Origin of the sequence: Phenylobacterium sp., from assembly GCF_016793285.1 — a bacterium.
Lineage (GTDB): Bacteria > Pseudomonadota > Alphaproteobacteria > Caulobacterales > Caulobacteraceae > Phenylobacterium.
On the sequence record NZ_JAEUMO010000113.1, the window covers coordinates 1 to 13,943 of the forward strand.

Consider the following 13,943-nt stretch of genomic DNA (forward strand, 5'->3'; position numbering starts at 1 on the left):
ACATCGGCGCTACTTCCGCTTGATCAGGTTGACGCGCCCGGTCGAGCGGGCCGCGCCGTGGGCGTGGCGAAGGGCGTCGATGTCGTCGCCGCCCAGCGCCTGCTTGCCGTGCTGGGGATGGTTCGTGGGGCCGAGACACCGCACGCGCTCGCGGAAGCTGAGCGGCGCCCACAGGCCTTCGGATTCGATGACGTCGATCAGGTAGGGATCGACCACGACGGTCTGCTGCGACTTGGCGAGGCCCTCGGCGGCCTCGGCCCTGGCGCCGTCGTCGAACAGCTCGGCGTCGCGGAAGCGGGCGACCCACTTGCCGTCGGCCCAGAACACGGCCTCGCCGTTCAGCAGGAGGTTTCCGGTCAGCGCCTTCATGCGCGGGCCTCGCGGACAAGGGTTTCGACGTGGGCGGCGGCGCTTGCGCCCGCCTGGGCCAGCGCCATGGCTTCGCCGACGATCAGCAGCGCCGGGCCGCGGACGGCCGCCGCCGCCTGGGGCAGGCCCGCGAGTGTGGTGACGAGGCGCCGCTCGTCCGCGCGGCTGGCGTTCTCGACGATCAGCGCCGGGGTCGAGCCCGCGCGGCCGGCGCCGATCAGGCGCGCCGCGATCGGGGCGGCCATCGAGACGCCCATGTAGACCACGACGGTCTGGTTCGCCCTGGCCAGGTTCTCCCAGTCGAGGTCCGGCTCCCCGCCATCGCGTGCGTGGCCGGTCACGAAGGTCACCGCCTGGGCCGAGCCGCGATGGGTCAGGGGCGCGCCCGCGTCGGCGGCGGCGGCCAGGGCCGCGGTCACGCCGGGGATCACCATGCAGTCGACGCCGGCCTCGCGGCAGGCCTCCAGCTCCTCGCCGCCACGGCCGAAGATGAAGGGGTCGCCGCCCTTCAGCCGCACGACGGAGAGCCCGTCGAGCGCAAAGGCGACCAGCATGCGGTTGATCTCGTCCTGGCTGTAGGAGTGCCGCGACTTGCGCTTGGCCACGCTGATCCGCCGCGCCGAACCGGGCGCCAGGTCGAGGATCTCGTCGCTGACCAGGCCATCGTGGACGACGACCTCGGCGGCCTGCAGCGCCTTCAGCGCCTTGATCGTCAGCAGTTCGGGGTCGCCCGGACCGGCGCCCACCAGGACCACCCGGCCGGGTCCGCGCCTCCGCGCCCCGCCCAGAACGACCAGGCGAGCGGATCGCCTCTCACTGTCTTGGCTATGGTCCATGTTTAGCTTCTCTAACGACGCGCCGGCCCTATAAACACGGCGGGACGGACTCACGCCCGCCCCGCCGACCGCCCGCTGGTGAAAAGGGCCGATACACCGGCGGACGCTTGCAATAAGGGCGGGGGACGCCCAATTCGCAACCCGAGGACTTCTGCCCGGGAGTTCAGGAAATCTAGGCGGCGAACGGATGGATCAGCGGAACACTCAGCGCCGACGCCTGCCGCCCCTCAACGCGCTCCGGGCGTTCGAGGCGGCCGCCCGGCACCTCAACTTCAGCCGCGCCGCCGACGAGCTGTCGGTGACGCCCGGCGCGGTCAGCCAGCAGATCCAGAACCTCGAGGACTACGTCGGCGCGGCGCTCTTCAAGCGGACGCCGAAAGGCCTTCTGCTCACCGATGCGGCCCAGACCGCCCTGCCCGCGTTGCGCGAAGCGTTCGACCGGCTGGCTGAGGCCGCGAGCCTGCTGACGGCCGCCGTCGACGGCCGGCGGCTGACCATCACCGCCCCCCCGTCGTTCGCCGCCAAGTGGCTGGCGCCCCGGCTCGGCGCATTCGAGCGGGCGCATCCGAACGTCGACGTCTGGCTGAACGCCGGCATGGACCTCGTGGACCTGAACGCCGGCGAAGTGGACCTGGCGCTGCGCTACGGCGGCGGGCGCTACCCCGGCCTCGAGGTCAAGCGGCTGGTCAGCGAGGCGGTGATCCCGGTGGCCAGCCCCGGCCTCCTCGCCGAGACGCCGCTGGACCGTCCCGAGGACCTCGCCAACCACACCCTGCTGCACGACGGCTCGCCCGAGATCGACGACAGTTGCCCCGACTGGCCGATGTGGCTGGCGGCGCGCCAGTTGCGCGGCATCGACGGGCACCGCGGCCCGCGCTTCAACCAGTCCAGCCTGGTGATCGAGGCGGCCGCCAACGGCCGCGGCGTGGCGCTGGCCAAGCGGACGCTCGCCCAGGCCGACATCGACGCGGGACGCCTCGTGGCGCCCCTCCAGATCGCCACGGCCGTGGATTTCGCCTACTATCTCGTCCACCCGAAAGCCAAGGGACGGCTCCCGCAGGTGAAGGCCTTCATCGGCTGGATCGAGGCGGAAGCTCAGGCGCACGAAGAGGCGCTGAGGGCCATCGACAACGGCGCGGGAATCTGAGGAAGCGCCCGGACTTGCGTAGGTAGGAGGTTTCGTGGCGTTGCTAGTGGCGAGCGCTGCGCCCGCGGAGGCGCAGGAGCCTGGGTCGAACTACGTCCGGCGCCTGCGGTTGCAGGCGCAGCTCCAGACCCTGAACGCCGACCTCCTGTCGCACGACAGCGCCACCGCCGTGCTGCAGGCCCTGTGCGACCGACACATGCCCGACGCTGCGCGCATCCACGCCCGCCGCCTCGAAGGCCGCGACGAGCCGGCGGCGGCGAACGCGGCGCGCGAGGAGCTGGGCGCCGCGGCCAACGAGCCGATCCGCCTGCGCCGGGTCGAGCTCGCCTGCGGCGAGACGGTGCTGAGCCGGGCCGACAACTGGTATCTGCCCGGCCACCTGACGACGGAGATGAACGCGGCGCTCGAAACGACGCAGACGCCGTTCGGCGTGGCGGTCCGCGCGCTGGCGTTCCAGCGCCGGACGCGGCTCGCGCGGCTGCTGTTCGATCCCCTGCCCTACGGATGGGAGGCGCTTGCGCCCGCCGGCCTCGACGAAGCGCTCTGCGTTCCGGCGGACGTGTTGCAGCACCGCGCGCTGTTGCAGACGTCCGACGGACGACCGTTCAGCCTGCTGGTGGAGACCTACACGGCCGCTGTGCTGATCGCCTAGCCGCCGCCGATGCGGGTGAGGTAGCCCTCGATCTCGGCGACCGTCTCGTCGAGCAGCGCGCGGATCTCGCCGGCCATCGACGGATCGCCCTGTTCCGCCCGATCGGCGGCGTCTGCGAGGCGGTTGGCCCCGATTCCGCGCGACGCGCCCTTCATGGTGTGAGCCAGATCGCGCCAGCCGTCCCCTGGATCGGCGAGCTTGCCGCGCCAGATCTCGGCCTGCCCCTGGAAGAGTTGCAGCACCTCGCTGACCACCTGCATGTCGCCGGCGGTGAAACTTTCGAGGTAGTCGAAATCGACGATGGCGGCGGGCGGTTCGGTCATTTGCGCTCGCGTCCCGCGCCGGAGGTCTTCACCACCCCCCGGGGGAGTGGTGGGTGCTGGGGGATTCGAACCCTCGACCCGCTGATTAAGAGTCAGCTGCTCTACCAACTGAGCTAAGCACCCGCACGCTCCGACACCCGGATGGGCCCGGCGGCGAGGGCGCGGAAAATACGCAAAATCCCGACGTTGGCAAGGTGTGTTTGCGGGGGTCTGCGCAAGGCCGGCGACGACGGATGGTTGACACGGTTCCATCCGCCGCCGCCGTTGCGCGGGGCCGGAGTGTCGGACCGGCGCATCGGGCAGTCTCCACCGGCGTTCGCGCAACGAATACCTCTGTAAATCGAGAGGTTGACTGGCCCGATTTCCCGCGCGGCGCCGCATTTGCTAGTGTAGCCGCCAGACCGACGCCGGGGGACACGACCCGCATCATGTTGCAACGCGCGCTGAAGTTCGCGGAACCTGCGCTCGCGGCGTCGACGCCGGACGAGGCCAGCCGCGGCTTCTTCGCGGCCGTCGCGGAGGTCGGCGCTTCGTACCTCCAGACGCGGCTCTACCGGCGGCCCGTCGAGCAACTGACGTCGGCTACGCACTTCGCGGCGGGCGGGATCGTGGCGCGGTTCGCGCCGGCGTCCTGGCAGGCGGGATCGGCGGCGTTCGACTACGTCTGCTTCGAGAACAACCCCCTGCTCGAGGCGATCCGGGGCGGGATGACGCGCTACCGCTTCACCGACTTCGCACCGCGCCAGGCGCGGGGGTTCGGCGCCTACTGGGAGGCCATGAGCGAGGCCGGGATCGCCGACGCGGTCTGCGCCACCTCGTATGGCCGGCGCCGCATGATCGCATCGCTGCACCTGGGCTTTCACGAGCCGGACCTGGCGGCCGACGACGTGATGGCAACGCAACTCGCGGGGCTGATGCTGACCGAGCGGCTGATGGCGTTCGCGGCGAACGACACGGGCGAAGAGGCCGAGGTGCGACTGACCGCCCGTGAGCGCGACGCGCTGGCCTGGGTGGCCGAAGGCAAGTCGGACTGGGAGATCTCGGTGATCCTGGGCGTCTCCGAGACCACCGTGCGCTTCCATGTGGACAACGGCCGCAGGAAGCTGGGCGCCGTCAACCGCGCGCAGGCGGTGGCGCGGCTGGCGGCGGCGCGGCTGATCTAGCCTCAATTTCGCCCGTCAGGCGCGATACCTTGACCCGCAGGCGTTGAGGCGTTCACTCAGCGGCGGAGCATTTGAGGGGCAGGTCATGAGACGGGCCATTCTGGGCGCCCTGCTGGCGCTCGGCGTCGCAGGTGCGGCGAGCGCGGCGGAGTACGTCGTCGTCGCATCCACGGATCCCAACCTGAAGGTCGGCACGTCGGTCGACGCCGGGCAGCGCCTGGCGCTGGGCGCGGGCCAGACGGCGCGGCTGATGAACGCCTCGGGCGAGGTCACCAACCTGAAGGGCGGCGCGTCGGGCGCGACGGTCCCGAAGGCCGGCCCGTCGGACCCGGTGCGGGTCCAGGCCCTGGCCGCGCTGGTCTCGCCGCCGCCGACAGGGCGGGTGTTCGGCGGACGGCGCGGTGGCGTGTGCCAGGATCCGGCCGACCTGAAGAGCTTCGACGCCATCCTCGCGGCGCAGGCGGGCGGCTGCGCAAACGTGGCCCGCGAAGCGTTCGACGCCTATCTCGCGAAGGCCGAGAAGTAGGCCCGGCACACGTATTGCGGGTTTGGCTCTAGCCTGTCGCGTGTGTGAGCTTGCCGGATGCTTAAGCAAGCTTAACCATTCCTGTTGATTCCCGGGGCGTGGGCCGCCGGGACGCTTCGGGGTATTCGGCATGAAGCTCGCAGCAGCATTCGGCGCAGCCGCCGCCGCAGGGGCCCTCGTGTTCGCCGGCGCCGCCGGCGCCGCCGAATGGGTCGCCACCTACAAGGGCGTCGTGAACGGCGGCTACGACGCCACCGGCGTATTCGGCGACGCCGGGACCGACCTGTCTGGCAAGGCGTTCACCGCGACGTTCCGCTACGACCTCGGCCTCGGCTCGGTCACGGCCTCGCCGACCGGCGAGATGGCGGACCTGGCCGTGCTGGAAGCCGTGCTCTACGTCGGCGACGGCGCGTACAACTTCGGGTCAGGGTTCGAGAACCACATCCAGACCTCGACGGACTCGCTCTACCCGAACGGGCCAGGATACGTGTACCACGCGGTGAGCACCGACTTCTTCGCCTCCCCGCTGTTCTACTTCTTCGAAAGCCTGACGCTGGCGGGCGGCGCCGCAGCGCCGGCGTTCCTGGGCCAGGCGGTGGCCGAGACGGCGATCGTGAATCCCGGCGACGGCGGCCCGGCGGACTACGTCGGGTTCTTCAGCATCGACAGCAACTTCCTGGGCTCCGGCGCCAACGCCTTCGGCGACCTGCGCCCCGAAAGCTACTCGGTGGCCGAGGCGCCGACCGGCGGCGTGCCCGAGCCCGCGACCTGGGGCCTGATGATCCTGGGCTTCGGCGCGGCGGGCGTGAGCCTGCGCCGGCGCCGCGCCCTGGCCTAGCCAGGGCGGGATCAGGGCCCGGTGTAGAGCTCGCCGAGGCCCATCGCCGCCTCGCCCCTGGCCGTGTCGAGTTCATCGCGGACGAGGCCGGCGGCCACCAGGGAGTCGCGGCGGCCGTCGATGCGCTTGAGCGCGGTGCGCAACGCCCGCGGCTCGGCCGGGGTCGCGATCGCCACCACGTTGTCGACCCCGAACGGCTTCACCGCCTTGGTGCGGGCCATGACCACGCGGGTCTGGCCGGCGGCCATCTGGCCGTTCCCGTCGCCGTCCAGCGGGTAGAGCAACTGGACCGTCCCGTCGCCGGCGAGGTTGAAGGCGGTGAGGTAAGCGGCCTGGCCCTTGTGGGTCACCGCCAGGTCGACGCCCTCGCCGTTCCGGTAGAGCTTGCCGCGCGGCTTCGGCCCGACATCGACGCGCAGCACGCGCTCGTTGGCCGAGCCGGCGAGCTGGCCCACGGCCTTGCGCTTGTTGATGACGCCGGTCATCTGCTCGTCGGTCGTCACCTGCTCGGCTACGCGGTCGCCGCGGCTGTCGGTGACCCAGCCTTCCTTGGCGTTCCAGGTCAGGTCCGGGATACCGCGCGGGATCGAGGCCCAGGGGCCCTTCCCGGCGAGGAGGTCTGCGGCCTGGTCGTCGGCAGCCTTCACCTCGACCGGGCGGTCGTCGGCGGGCGGCGGCTTCAGCGGCTGGAAGATCACGCTGCGCTCGTTGCGCGCCGGCACGGCGGCGGACGACCACTGCTGGGTCGACGACAGCTCGCGCGTGCGGCTCTCCAGCGACGAGGCGAGTTCGGCCAGCGACAGGCGGCCGTCGTCGTCGAGGTCGGCGGCCAGGCGACCGTTCGGCCGGCGCTCCTGAAGCGCGCCTTCCAGGGCGTAGGTGAGCAGCCCGCGCGAAGGGCTGTCGCCGCGCGGCAGCGGGCCTTCCAGCGCGAACTGGTCGTCCTGGGCGGCGCCCACGTAGACGAGGTTCGGCGGGTCCTCGGACGACGGCGCCCTGGCCGCCGGATCGGGCGGACCGGGCGGCAGCGAGATCGCCATCGGGTTGTCCAGCGCCGTGCGGCGCTTGAAAACGCTGGGCCCCACCGCCCGGTTCATGGTGCCCGAGTGACAGGCGTCGGCGATCTGCAGGACGTTCACGGTGGTTGGGAAGAAGTTGACCAGCCAGCCGCGCAGGTCGTCGTCGAGGATGAACTGGTTGGGGTCGGGCCTGGAGACCCTGAAGCCCGAGAGCGCCATGAACTCGTCCATGCCGTCGGCCTCGTTGGGATCCTTCGACTTCGCCTGCGCGCCGTGGCCGGCGTAGTAGAAGATCACCCAGTCGCCGGGCTTGCTGCGCTTGCCCAGGGCCTCCAGCGCCGCGCGGATGCTGGCGCGGGTGGCGGCCTGGTCGTTGATGGCGACGATGTCCTTCGCGCCTTGCGCCTCCAGCACCGACCTCAGCGCATTGGCGTCGTTGGGCGGACCGTCCAGCGAGGGGATGGGGGCGGTGTAGTGCGAGACGGCCACGATCAGGGCCCGGATCTCGGCGTGCGCCGGCGCGGCGACCGCGGTTGCCGCGGCGAGGCCGAGCAGCGCCGCCCGGGCAAGGTTCTCGAACATGACGCAGCCCCCTGTTCCGCCCTCTCACATACGGACGCCACGGCGCCGCGGCTGCGGCGGCCGTTGTCGGGATGATAGGCGGGACTGCGAATGCGGCGAAGCCGCAATGCGCCGGACGGTCGTCCGCCCGCGCATGAAGACGCCCCCGGACCAAAGTCCGGGGGCGTTTCTCGGCGCGCGGTCCTCTCGCGAAGACACCTGGCCGGCTCGGGCATCCACGTGTCGGGGCGTCGTGAAGCCTTCATGCGGAATGCCCCCGAACCCCGCAGGTTCCGCCGGGCGCCGAAAAATGGAGCGCCGCCCGACCGGGGCTCCGGCGGCGCGACACCGGCACGGATGCGCCCCACCGTCCCGAGACCGACGGTCGGCGGGACGACATAGGAACCGGGAGGCCCTTCCTCGGGTTGCCCGCCTGCTCCGATCCGGAGCCGCAAGGAGATGACGATGGGCCAGGACAACAACATGAACGACCAAGGCCGCCGCCCCGAGCAGCAGCAGAACAATCCGTCGCAGCAGCAGCCGAACCAGCAGAACCAGCAGCGCGATCCGCAGAACCAGAACCAGGGCCAGAGCGGCCAGCGCATCGACACCGACGGCGACGGCCGCACCCGCGACCCGAACGACACTCGCCCGACCGACGACGGCGGCCGTGGCGAACCCGTCCAGCGCTGAGCGCCGCCCCGACCGACATGCGAGCGCCCGCCGGGAGACCGGCGGGCGTTTTCGTCTGTAGGCCCGCCGCGACCGCCTGCGCCCGCACGCCGCTTGGCGTCGCGGCGTGCTAGGGGATACTGAGGCCGCGCCGCGTTCGGGGGCGGCGATTGCGGAGTAGGCTTGCCGTCATGACGGCTTCCCAGGCGGAGCAGATCGCCGGCGTGCGGCCGATCCTGAAGCGCGTGGTGGCGAACGCGGGCAAGCTGCTGGGCGGCCGGACCGTCAATGCGCTGCTGGGCGTGGGCGTGATGGCGATCGCGGCGCGGGCGCTGGGGGCGCCGGTGCTGGGCGTGCTGGTGCTGATCCAGGCGTTCGTGGCGTTCCTCGCCGACGTGGTCGAGTTCCAGTCGTGGCAGACGGTCCTGCACTATGGCAGCCGGCCGCTGGCCGACGGGCGCAAGGCGGACTTCCAGCGCGTGGTGCGCTTCTCGTGCGTGCTGGATGCGGCGAGCGCCGGCCTGGCGCTGGCCATCGGCGTGGCGGGCTCGTTCCTGTTCGCCGGGCGTCTCGGGTGGACCGCGGCGGAGGCGCCGATGGCGGCGCTGTTCATGGTGACGGCGGTGTTCACGGTCTCGGCGACGCCGACCGGCCTGCTCAGGCTCTTCGACCGGTTCGACGTGATGGCGCGGCAGGCGGCGCTGATCGCCTTCATCCGGTTGGTGGCCAGCGCGATCGCATGGGCGCTGGGGGCCGGGCTGGAAGGGTTCCTGGTGGCCTACTTCGTGGCGACGCTGGGAAGCTGGCTCTACCTGGCGGGGGCGGCCTACGGCGAGTTGAAGCGCCGCGGGCTGACCGAGGACTGGTCGTGGCGCGGGCCGCTGACCGAGGGGATGCCGGGCATCTGGCGGTTCGCCTGGAACACCAACATCGCCGCGGCCCTGGACGTGGCGTTCACCCACGCGGCGACCCTCACGGTGGGGGCGATGGCGGGGCCGACGCAGGCGGCGTTCTGGCGGGTGGGGCGGCAGGTGGCCGACGCCATGGCCAAGCCGGCGAAGCTCCTGACGCCGGCGCTCTACCCGGAGCTGGCGCGGCTGCGGGCCGACGACCACAGCCACGCGATGTGGCGGCTGGCGCGGAACGTGGGGCTGCTGGCGGGCGGCGCGGGCCTGTTCCTCATGGTCGCGACGGTGGCGCTCGGCGACGAGTTGCTGTCGATCGTGCTGGGCAAGGCGTTCGAGCCGGCGTCGCAGGTGATGACGTGGCAGGTGGCCGCCGCCGTGATCGGGATCTGCGCGCTGCCGCTGGAGCCGTTGCTGATCTCCATCGGCAAGCCGGGGGCGGCGGTGCGCGTGCGGCTGGCGGTGGGTGTCGTCTTTCTGGGCGCCCTGCCCTTCCTCATTTCGCGGTTCGGCCTTATAGGCGCGGGCGCCGGCCTGGCTGCGGCGGCAGGCGCCCTTGCCCTGGGCATGCTGTGGTTCATCCTGAGAGAGAACGGTAATCGTGAAACGGCGGCGGCGACGCCGGCCCCGGCGACCGTGAAGACGTTGGAAGGCGACGATTGACTGCTGAGACCACACCCCCTTCGAGCTTGGCGGCGCTGAACCCCACCCCGACGGCGCCGGACCGCCCGTTCCGGATGGACGGCTTCGCGACGCTGATCGAGGCGCTGGACTTCGCGGCCGGCGGGCCGACGGGGATCAACCTCTACGGCATGCGCGGCGAGCTGGCCGCGGCGATGACCTACGGCGAGCTGCGCGCGAAGGCGGTGGCGATGGCCGCGCGCCTGCTGGCGGCCGGCCTGAAGACGCACGACCGCGTGGGCCTGGTGGCCGAGACGGACGCCGACTTCGTGGTCGCCTTCTTCGCCTGCCAATACGCACGGCTGACGCCGGCGCCGCTCCCGCTGCCGGCCCCGCTGGGCGGGCGCCACGCGTATGTGGAGCAGATCGGGCGGATGCTGAGCTCGGCGAAGGCGGCGGCGGTGTTCGGCCCCGAAAGCCTGCTGCCTTGGCTGGAGGACGCCGCGAAGGCCGCCGGGACGAAGATCGCGGCGCGGGTGGCGGACCTGCCCGACGCGCAGGCGACCGTGGCGCTGGAGCCCCCGAAGGCGGACGATCCCTGCTACGTGCAGTTCTCGTCTGGGTCGACGCGCAACCCGACCGGCGTGCTCTGCACCCATGCGGCGCTGATGGCCAATGCCGCGGCGGCGACGATGCACGGGCTGAAGGTGACGCCGGCCGACCGGGCGATCTCCTGGCTGCCGCTCTACCACGACATGGGGCTGGTCGGGTTCCTGCTGATGCCGCTCTCGGCGCAGATGTCGATCGACCTGATGCCGACGGGCGCGTTCGTGCGCCGGCCGCTGCTGTGGCTGGACCTGATGTCGAGGAACGAAGGCACGATCAGCTACAGTCCCTCGTTCGGCTACGAACTCTGCGCCAAGCGGGGCGACGGGACCCGCGAGGGCCTGAAACTCAGCCAGTGGCGGGTCGCCGGCTGCGGCGGCGACATGGTGCGGCCCGGGCCTCTGGCGGCGTTCGCGGAACGGTTCGCGGCCGCGGGATTCTCGGCCAAGGCGTATGTGGCGAGCTACGGCATGGCCGAGGCGACGCTTGCGCTCACGATGGCGCCGCTCGACCGCGGGCTGGTGTTCGACCAGGTCGACGTGACGCGGATGGAGAAGGACGGCGCGATCGTCCCGGGCAGCGGCGCGCGGGCGCGGGGCTTCGTGCGCTGCGGCCCGATCTTCCCGGGTCACGAGCTGGAGGTCCGCAACGAGGCGGGCGCCGCCGTGCCGGAGCAGCAGGTGGGGCGCATCTTCGTGCGCGGTCCGAGCCTCATGCGCGAGTATTTTCAGGACAGGCCCGCGACGGACGCCGTGCTGTCGGCCGACGGCTGGCTGGACACCGGCGACCTCGGCTACCTCGTGGACGGCGAGGTCGTGCCGACGGGGCGGGCGAAGGACCTGATCCTGCTGAACGGCCGCAACGTGTGGCCGCAGGACCTGGAGTGGACCGCCGAGTCCGAGGTCGGGAAGCTGAAGAGCGGCGATGTGGCGGCGTTCTCGGTCGACCAGGACGCGGGCGAGACGCTGGTGGTGCTGGTGCAGGCCCGTTCGGGCGATGCGGCGGTGCGCGCGGCGCTGGTCAGCGACGTGGCGGCGGTGCTGCGCGCGCGGCACGGCGTCGAGGCGCAGGTCGAGCTGGTGGGCCACAACGCCCTGCCCCAGACCTCCTCGGGCAAGCTTTCGCGCTCGAAGGCGCGGGCGCTGTTCCTGTCGGGCGCGTTCAAGCAGGAGGAGCCGGCCTGACCCGGCTCGTCGCCGTCACCGGCGCCACGGGTTTCCTCGGGCGGCAGCTCGTGCGGGTGCTGAACGAAGACGGCTGGCGCGTGCGCGTGCTGGCCCGGAAGGATCCGATCGACCCGCTGTGGAGGGACGCCTGCCCCGAGGTGGTCGTGGGCGACCTTTCGGACGCCTGGGCGCTCTCGCGGCTGGCGAAGGGCGCCGACGTGCTGATCCATGCGGCGGGCGTCGTGAAGGGCCCGAACCGGGCGGCGTTCGACCGCGTGAACGTCGAGGGCGCACACCGGGTGGCGCTGGCGGCGCGGGAAGCGGCGCACACCGTGCTGGTGTCGAGCCTGACCGCGCGGGAGCCCACGCTCTCCCACTACAGCGCCAGCAAGCGCGCGGGCGAAGAGGCGATGCGCACGGTGCTGGGCCCGCGGCTTTCCGTGGTGCGGCCGTGCGCGATCTACGGGCCGGGCGACCGCGAGTTGCTGCCCGTCTTCCAGGCGGCCGATGCGCTGCCGGTGCTGCCGGTGCTCTCGGAGACGGCGCGGGTGGCGATGATCCATGTCGAGGACGCGGCGCGGCGGACGGCGGTCGTTGCTGCGGCGCCGTGCGAGGGTCGCGTGACCGCGCTCAGCGACGACCGGCCGGAGGGCTACACCTGGCGCGAGCTGATGGCCGCGGCGGCGCGGGCGTGCGGCAGGAGGCCGCGGTTCGTGCGGGCGCCGGGCGCGATCGTGCGGGCCATCGGAATCACAAATGATTTCACTGCGCTGCTGGGCGCCGCCCCCATGCTGACCTCGGCCAAGGCGCGCGAGCTGCTGCATCCGGATTGGGCGGTGGCGCAGGAGGAACAAACACAAGGGTTCGCGCCGGTCCGCTACGATCTGGCGGCGGGGTTTTCAGCCACGGTCGCCTGGTATCGCACTGCGGCATGGATGAAACATTAGCTGCGGTTTTGTGACCTAGATCGCCTCCCGCGGTAGAAATTGGAGTCGGACATGGTTAGGTACGCGGCTGGCGCAAGCAGCAAAGACTCGAGCCGTGGGGGGCTCATGCATGGTTGAACTGGCGACGGATCTGACCGTCCGTGAAGTCGCGCGAGCGGCCGAGACGGTCCTGGGCCGAAGCGTTCAGGTCACCCCCGACACCGACATCGCCCGAGACCTGGCCGTAGATTCGCTTGCGCTTATGAACATCGTCATGGAGCTTGAGGATCGCTTCGACCTCTCGATTCCCCTCGATCGTCTGGCGACGGTGCAGACGGTTGGCGATCTCTCCGATCTGATCAACAAGCTGCGGATGAAGGCTTAACGATGGGGCTCCTCGACAAGCATCTGGGCTACCGCGCCCCCCTCGACGGCATCCGCGCTGCGGGCGCCGATCCGTCGTCCGTGCGATTCGACGCCGTGCTCTCGCCGACCGAGGGCATGCTGGACGGCCGGAAGGTGATCCTTCTCGGCACCAACAATTACCTGGGCCTGACGTTCGATCCCGACTGCATCGAGGCTTCCGCGGAGGCCGTGAAGCAGTGGGGCACGGGCACCACCGGCTCGCGGTTCGCCAACGGCACCTTCGCGGGCCACACGGCGCTGGAAACGGCGCTGGCCAAGTTCTACGGCCGCAGGCACGCCATGGTCTTCACGACCGGCTACCAGGCCAACCTGGGCGGCATCTCGGGCCTCGTCGGCCGCGGCGACCACCTGATCCTGGACGCCGACAGCCATGCGTCGATCTATGACGCGGCCAAGCTCTCGGGCGCCGAAGTCATCCGCTTCCGCCACAACGACCCCGAGGACCTGGCCAAGCGCCTGCGCCGCATGGGCGACGCCGCCAAGGGCAGCCTGATCGTGGTGGAGGGCATCTACTCCATGATCGGCGACGTGGCGCCGCTGAAGGAGATGGTGGCGATCAAGAAGGAAGCCGGCGCGTACCTGCTGGTGGACGAGGCCCATTCGATGGGCGTGCTGGGCGAGAAGGGCCGCGGCCTGGCCGAGGCCGCCGGCGTCGAGGCCGACGTCGACTTCATCGTCGGCACCTTCTCCAAGAGCCTGGGCGCCGTGGGCGGCTTCCTGGTCTCGGACGAGGACAACTTCGACCTGCTGCGCATCGTCAGCCGGCCCTACATGTTCACCGCCTCGCTGCCGCCGGCGGTGATCGCCTCGACCCTGACGGCGCTGAAGCGCCTGGAAGAGGACTCCAGCCTCCGCACCCGCCTCGCCGCCAACGCCGACCGCCTCTACGACGGCCTGCGCGACATGGGCTATGCGGTCGGCCCGCACGCCAGCCCGATCACCGCCGTCGTGATGCCCGACCAGGCCACCGCGGTGATGATGTGGAATGCGCTGCTGGCCAAGGGCGTCTACCTGAACCTCGCCATCCCGCCGGCCACGCCGGAGAACAAGTCGCTGCTCCGCTCGTCGGTCAGCGCGGCCCACACGGCCGAGCAGATCGACGAGGTCCTGGCGATCTTCGAAGAACTGGGCCTGGAATACGGCCTCCTGCAACGCGCGAAGCGGGCCTCGGCCTGAGCCACCCGCAT

Annotated in this window: 14 protein-coding genes, 1 tRNA gene and 1 pseudogene; 11 read left to right on the forward strand and 5 right to left on the reverse strand. The window is 71.4% G+C overall.

Annotated features, from left to right (window positions below; translation table 11 throughout):
* Positions 1-9 precede the first annotated feature (9 nt).
* Positions 10-369, reverse strand: coding sequence for a DUF2849 domain-containing protein (locus tag JNL41_RS11310; protein ID WP_293474976.1), 360 nt, complete (start codon positions 367-369; stop codon positions 10-12).
* A gap of 34 nt (positions 370-403) precedes the next feature.
* Positions 404-1,205, reverse strand: a pseudogene (gene cobA / locus JNL41_RS11315) (uroporphyrinogen-III C-methyltransferase); the annotation flags it as partial.
* A 187-nt stretch (positions 1,206-1,392) separates the two neighbouring features.
* Between cobA and gcvA the strand changes: the two are divergent.
* Both gcvA and JNL41_RS11325 read left to right on the forward strand, forming a co-directional pair.
* Entirely contained in the window at positions 1,393-2,352 is a 960-nt protein-coding gene (gene gcvA / locus JNL41_RS11320) for a transcriptional regulator GcvA (protein ID WP_293474978.1), read from the forward strand.
* Positions 2,353-2,386: 34 nt separating this feature from the next.
* Entirely contained in the window at positions 2,387-3,004 is a 618-nt protein-coding gene (locus JNL41_RS11325; protein WP_293474980.1) for a hypothetical protein, read from the forward strand.
* Here the strand turns inward: JNL41_RS11325 and JNL41_RS11330 are convergent.
* Positions 3,001-3,327, reverse strand: coding sequence for an Hpt domain-containing protein (locus JNL41_RS11330; RefSeq protein WP_293474982.1), 327 nt, complete (start codon positions 3,325-3,327; stop codon positions 3,001-3,003). The two genes, JNL41_RS11325 and JNL41_RS11330, sit on opposite strands and share 4 nt — an antisense overlap.
* Before the next feature lie 47 nt (positions 3,328-3,374).
* Positions 3,375-3,450 (reverse strand) — tRNA-Lys (locus tag JNL41_RS11335).
* A gap of 305 nt (positions 3,451-3,755) precedes the next feature.
* On the opposite strand from JNL41_RS11335, the gene JNL41_RS11340 reads away from it, so the two are divergent.
* The 3 genes from JNL41_RS11340 (at position 3,756) to JNL41_RS11350 (ending at position 5,854) form a co-directional block, all read left to right on the forward strand.
* Positions 3,756-4,490 carry a LuxR family transcriptional regulator gene (locus JNL41_RS11340; protein WP_293474984.1) on the forward strand — a complete coding sequence of 245 codons (735 nt, stop codon included), beginning with the start codon at positions 3,756-3,758 and terminating at the stop codon, positions 4,488-4,490.
* Positions 4,491-4,575: 85 nt separating this feature from the next.
* Positions 4,576-5,016: a hypothetical protein gene (locus JNL41_RS11345; protein ID WP_293474986.1), complete on the forward strand. Its 441-nt coding sequence runs from the start codon at positions 4,576-4,578 to the stop codon at positions 5,014-5,016.
* A gap of 130 nt (positions 5,017-5,146) precedes the next feature.
* The gene (locus JNL41_RS11350) at positions 5,147-5,854 is read left to right on the forward strand and encodes a PEPxxWA-CTERM sorting domain-containing protein (RefSeq protein ID WP_293474988.1); all 708 of its coding nucleotides are present in this window, start codon (positions 5,147-5,149) and stop codon (positions 5,852-5,854) included.
* Between the two features lie 11 nt (positions 5,855-5,865).
* On the opposite strand, the gene JNL41_RS11355 is transcribed toward JNL41_RS11350, so the two are convergent.
* Positions 5,866-7,455, reverse strand: coding sequence for a caspase family protein (locus JNL41_RS11355; protein ID WP_293474989.1), 1,590 nt, complete (start codon positions 7,453-7,455; stop codon positions 5,866-5,868).
* Positions 7,456-7,899: 444 nt separating this feature from the next.
* Here JNL41_RS11355 and JNL41_RS11360 point away from each other — a divergent pair, with 444 nt between their 5' ends.
* The 6 genes from JNL41_RS11360 (at position 7,900) to JNL41_RS11385 (ending at position 13,932) form a co-directional block, all read left to right on the forward strand.
* Positions 7,900-8,127, forward strand: a complete 228-nt coding sequence (locus JNL41_RS11360) for a hypothetical protein (protein WP_293474991.1) — start codon at positions 7,900-7,902, stop codon at positions 8,125-8,127.
* A 170-nt stretch (positions 8,128-8,297) separates the two neighbouring features.
* Positions 8,298-9,674 carry a lipopolysaccharide biosynthesis protein gene (locus JNL41_RS11365; RefSeq protein WP_293474993.1) on the forward strand — a complete coding sequence of 459 codons (1,377 nt, stop codon included), beginning with the start codon at positions 8,298-8,300 and terminating at the stop codon, positions 9,672-9,674.
* 35 nt (positions 9,675-9,709) lie between these two features.
* Positions 9,710-11,422 (forward strand): fatty acyl-AMP ligase, encoded by a 1,713-nt coding sequence (locus JNL41_RS11370; RefSeq protein WP_293474998.1) that lies wholly within the window; start codon positions 9,710-9,712, stop codon positions 11,420-11,422.
* Positions 11,419-12,351, forward strand: coding sequence for an NAD-dependent epimerase/dehydratase family protein (locus tag JNL41_RS11375; protein WP_293474999.1), 933 nt, complete (start codon positions 11,419-11,421; stop codon positions 12,349-12,351). The genes JNL41_RS11370 and JNL41_RS11375 overlap by 4 nt, the downstream gene beginning before the upstream one ends.
* A 109-nt stretch (positions 12,352-12,460) precedes the next feature.
* Positions 12,461-12,715, forward strand: coding sequence for an acyl carrier protein (locus tag JNL41_RS11380; RefSeq protein ID WP_293474994.1), 255 nt, complete (start codon positions 12,461-12,463; stop codon positions 12,713-12,715).
* A gap of 2 nt (positions 12,716-12,717) precedes the next feature.
* Entirely contained in the window at positions 12,718-13,932 is a 1,215-nt protein-coding gene (locus JNL41_RS11385) for a pyridoxal phosphate-dependent aminotransferase family protein (protein WP_293474996.1), read from the forward strand.
* Positions 13,933-13,943 lie beyond the last annotated feature (11 nt).

Excerpts from the sequence above, each read along its gene's own strand:
- JNL41_RS11350 (WP_293474988.1), top strand. The coding sequence starts at position 5,147 with ATGAAGCTCGCAGCAGCATTCGGCGCAGCCGCCGCCGCAGGGGCCCTC.
- JNL41_RS11345 (WP_293474986.1), top strand. The coding sequence starts at position 4,576 with ATGAGACGGGCCATTCTGGGCGCCCTGCTGGCGCTCGGCGTCGCAGGT.
- JNL41_RS11365 (WP_293474993.1), top strand. The coding sequence starts at position 8,298 with ATGACGGCTTCCCAGGCGGAGCAGATCGCCGGCGTGCGGCCGATCCTG.
- JNL41_RS11380 (WP_293474994.1), top strand. The coding sequence starts at position 12,461 with ATGGTTGAACTGGCGACGGATCTGACCGTCCGTGAAGTCGCGCGAGCG.
- JNL41_RS11340 (WP_293474984.1), top strand. The coding sequence starts at position 3,756 with ATGTTGCAACGCGCGCTGAAGTTCGCGGAACCTGCGCTCGCGGCGTCG.
- JNL41_RS11360 (WP_293474991.1), top strand. The coding sequence starts at position 7,900 with ATGGGCCAGGACAACAACATGAACGACCAAGGCCGCCGCCCCGAGCAG.
- JNL41_RS11330 (WP_293474982.1), bottom strand. The coding sequence starts at position 3,327 with ATGACCGAACCGCCCGCCGCCATCGTCGATTTCGACTACCTCGAAAGT.
- gcvA (WP_293474978.1), top strand. The coding sequence starts at position 1,393 with ATGGATCAGCGGAACACTCAGCGCCGACGCCTGCCGCCCCTCAACGCG.
- JNL41_RS11385 (WP_293474996.1), top strand. The coding sequence starts at position 12,718 with ATGGGGCTCCTCGACAAGCATCTGGGCTACCGCGCCCCCCTCGACGGC.
- JNL41_RS11310 (WP_293474976.1), bottom strand. The coding sequence starts at position 369 with ATGAAGGCGCTGACCGGAAACCTCCTGCTGAACGGCGAGGCCGTGTTC.
- JNL41_RS11355 (WP_293474989.1), bottom strand. The coding sequence starts at position 7,455 with ATGTTCGAGAACCTTGCCCGGGCGGCGCTGCTCGGCCTCGCCGCGGCA.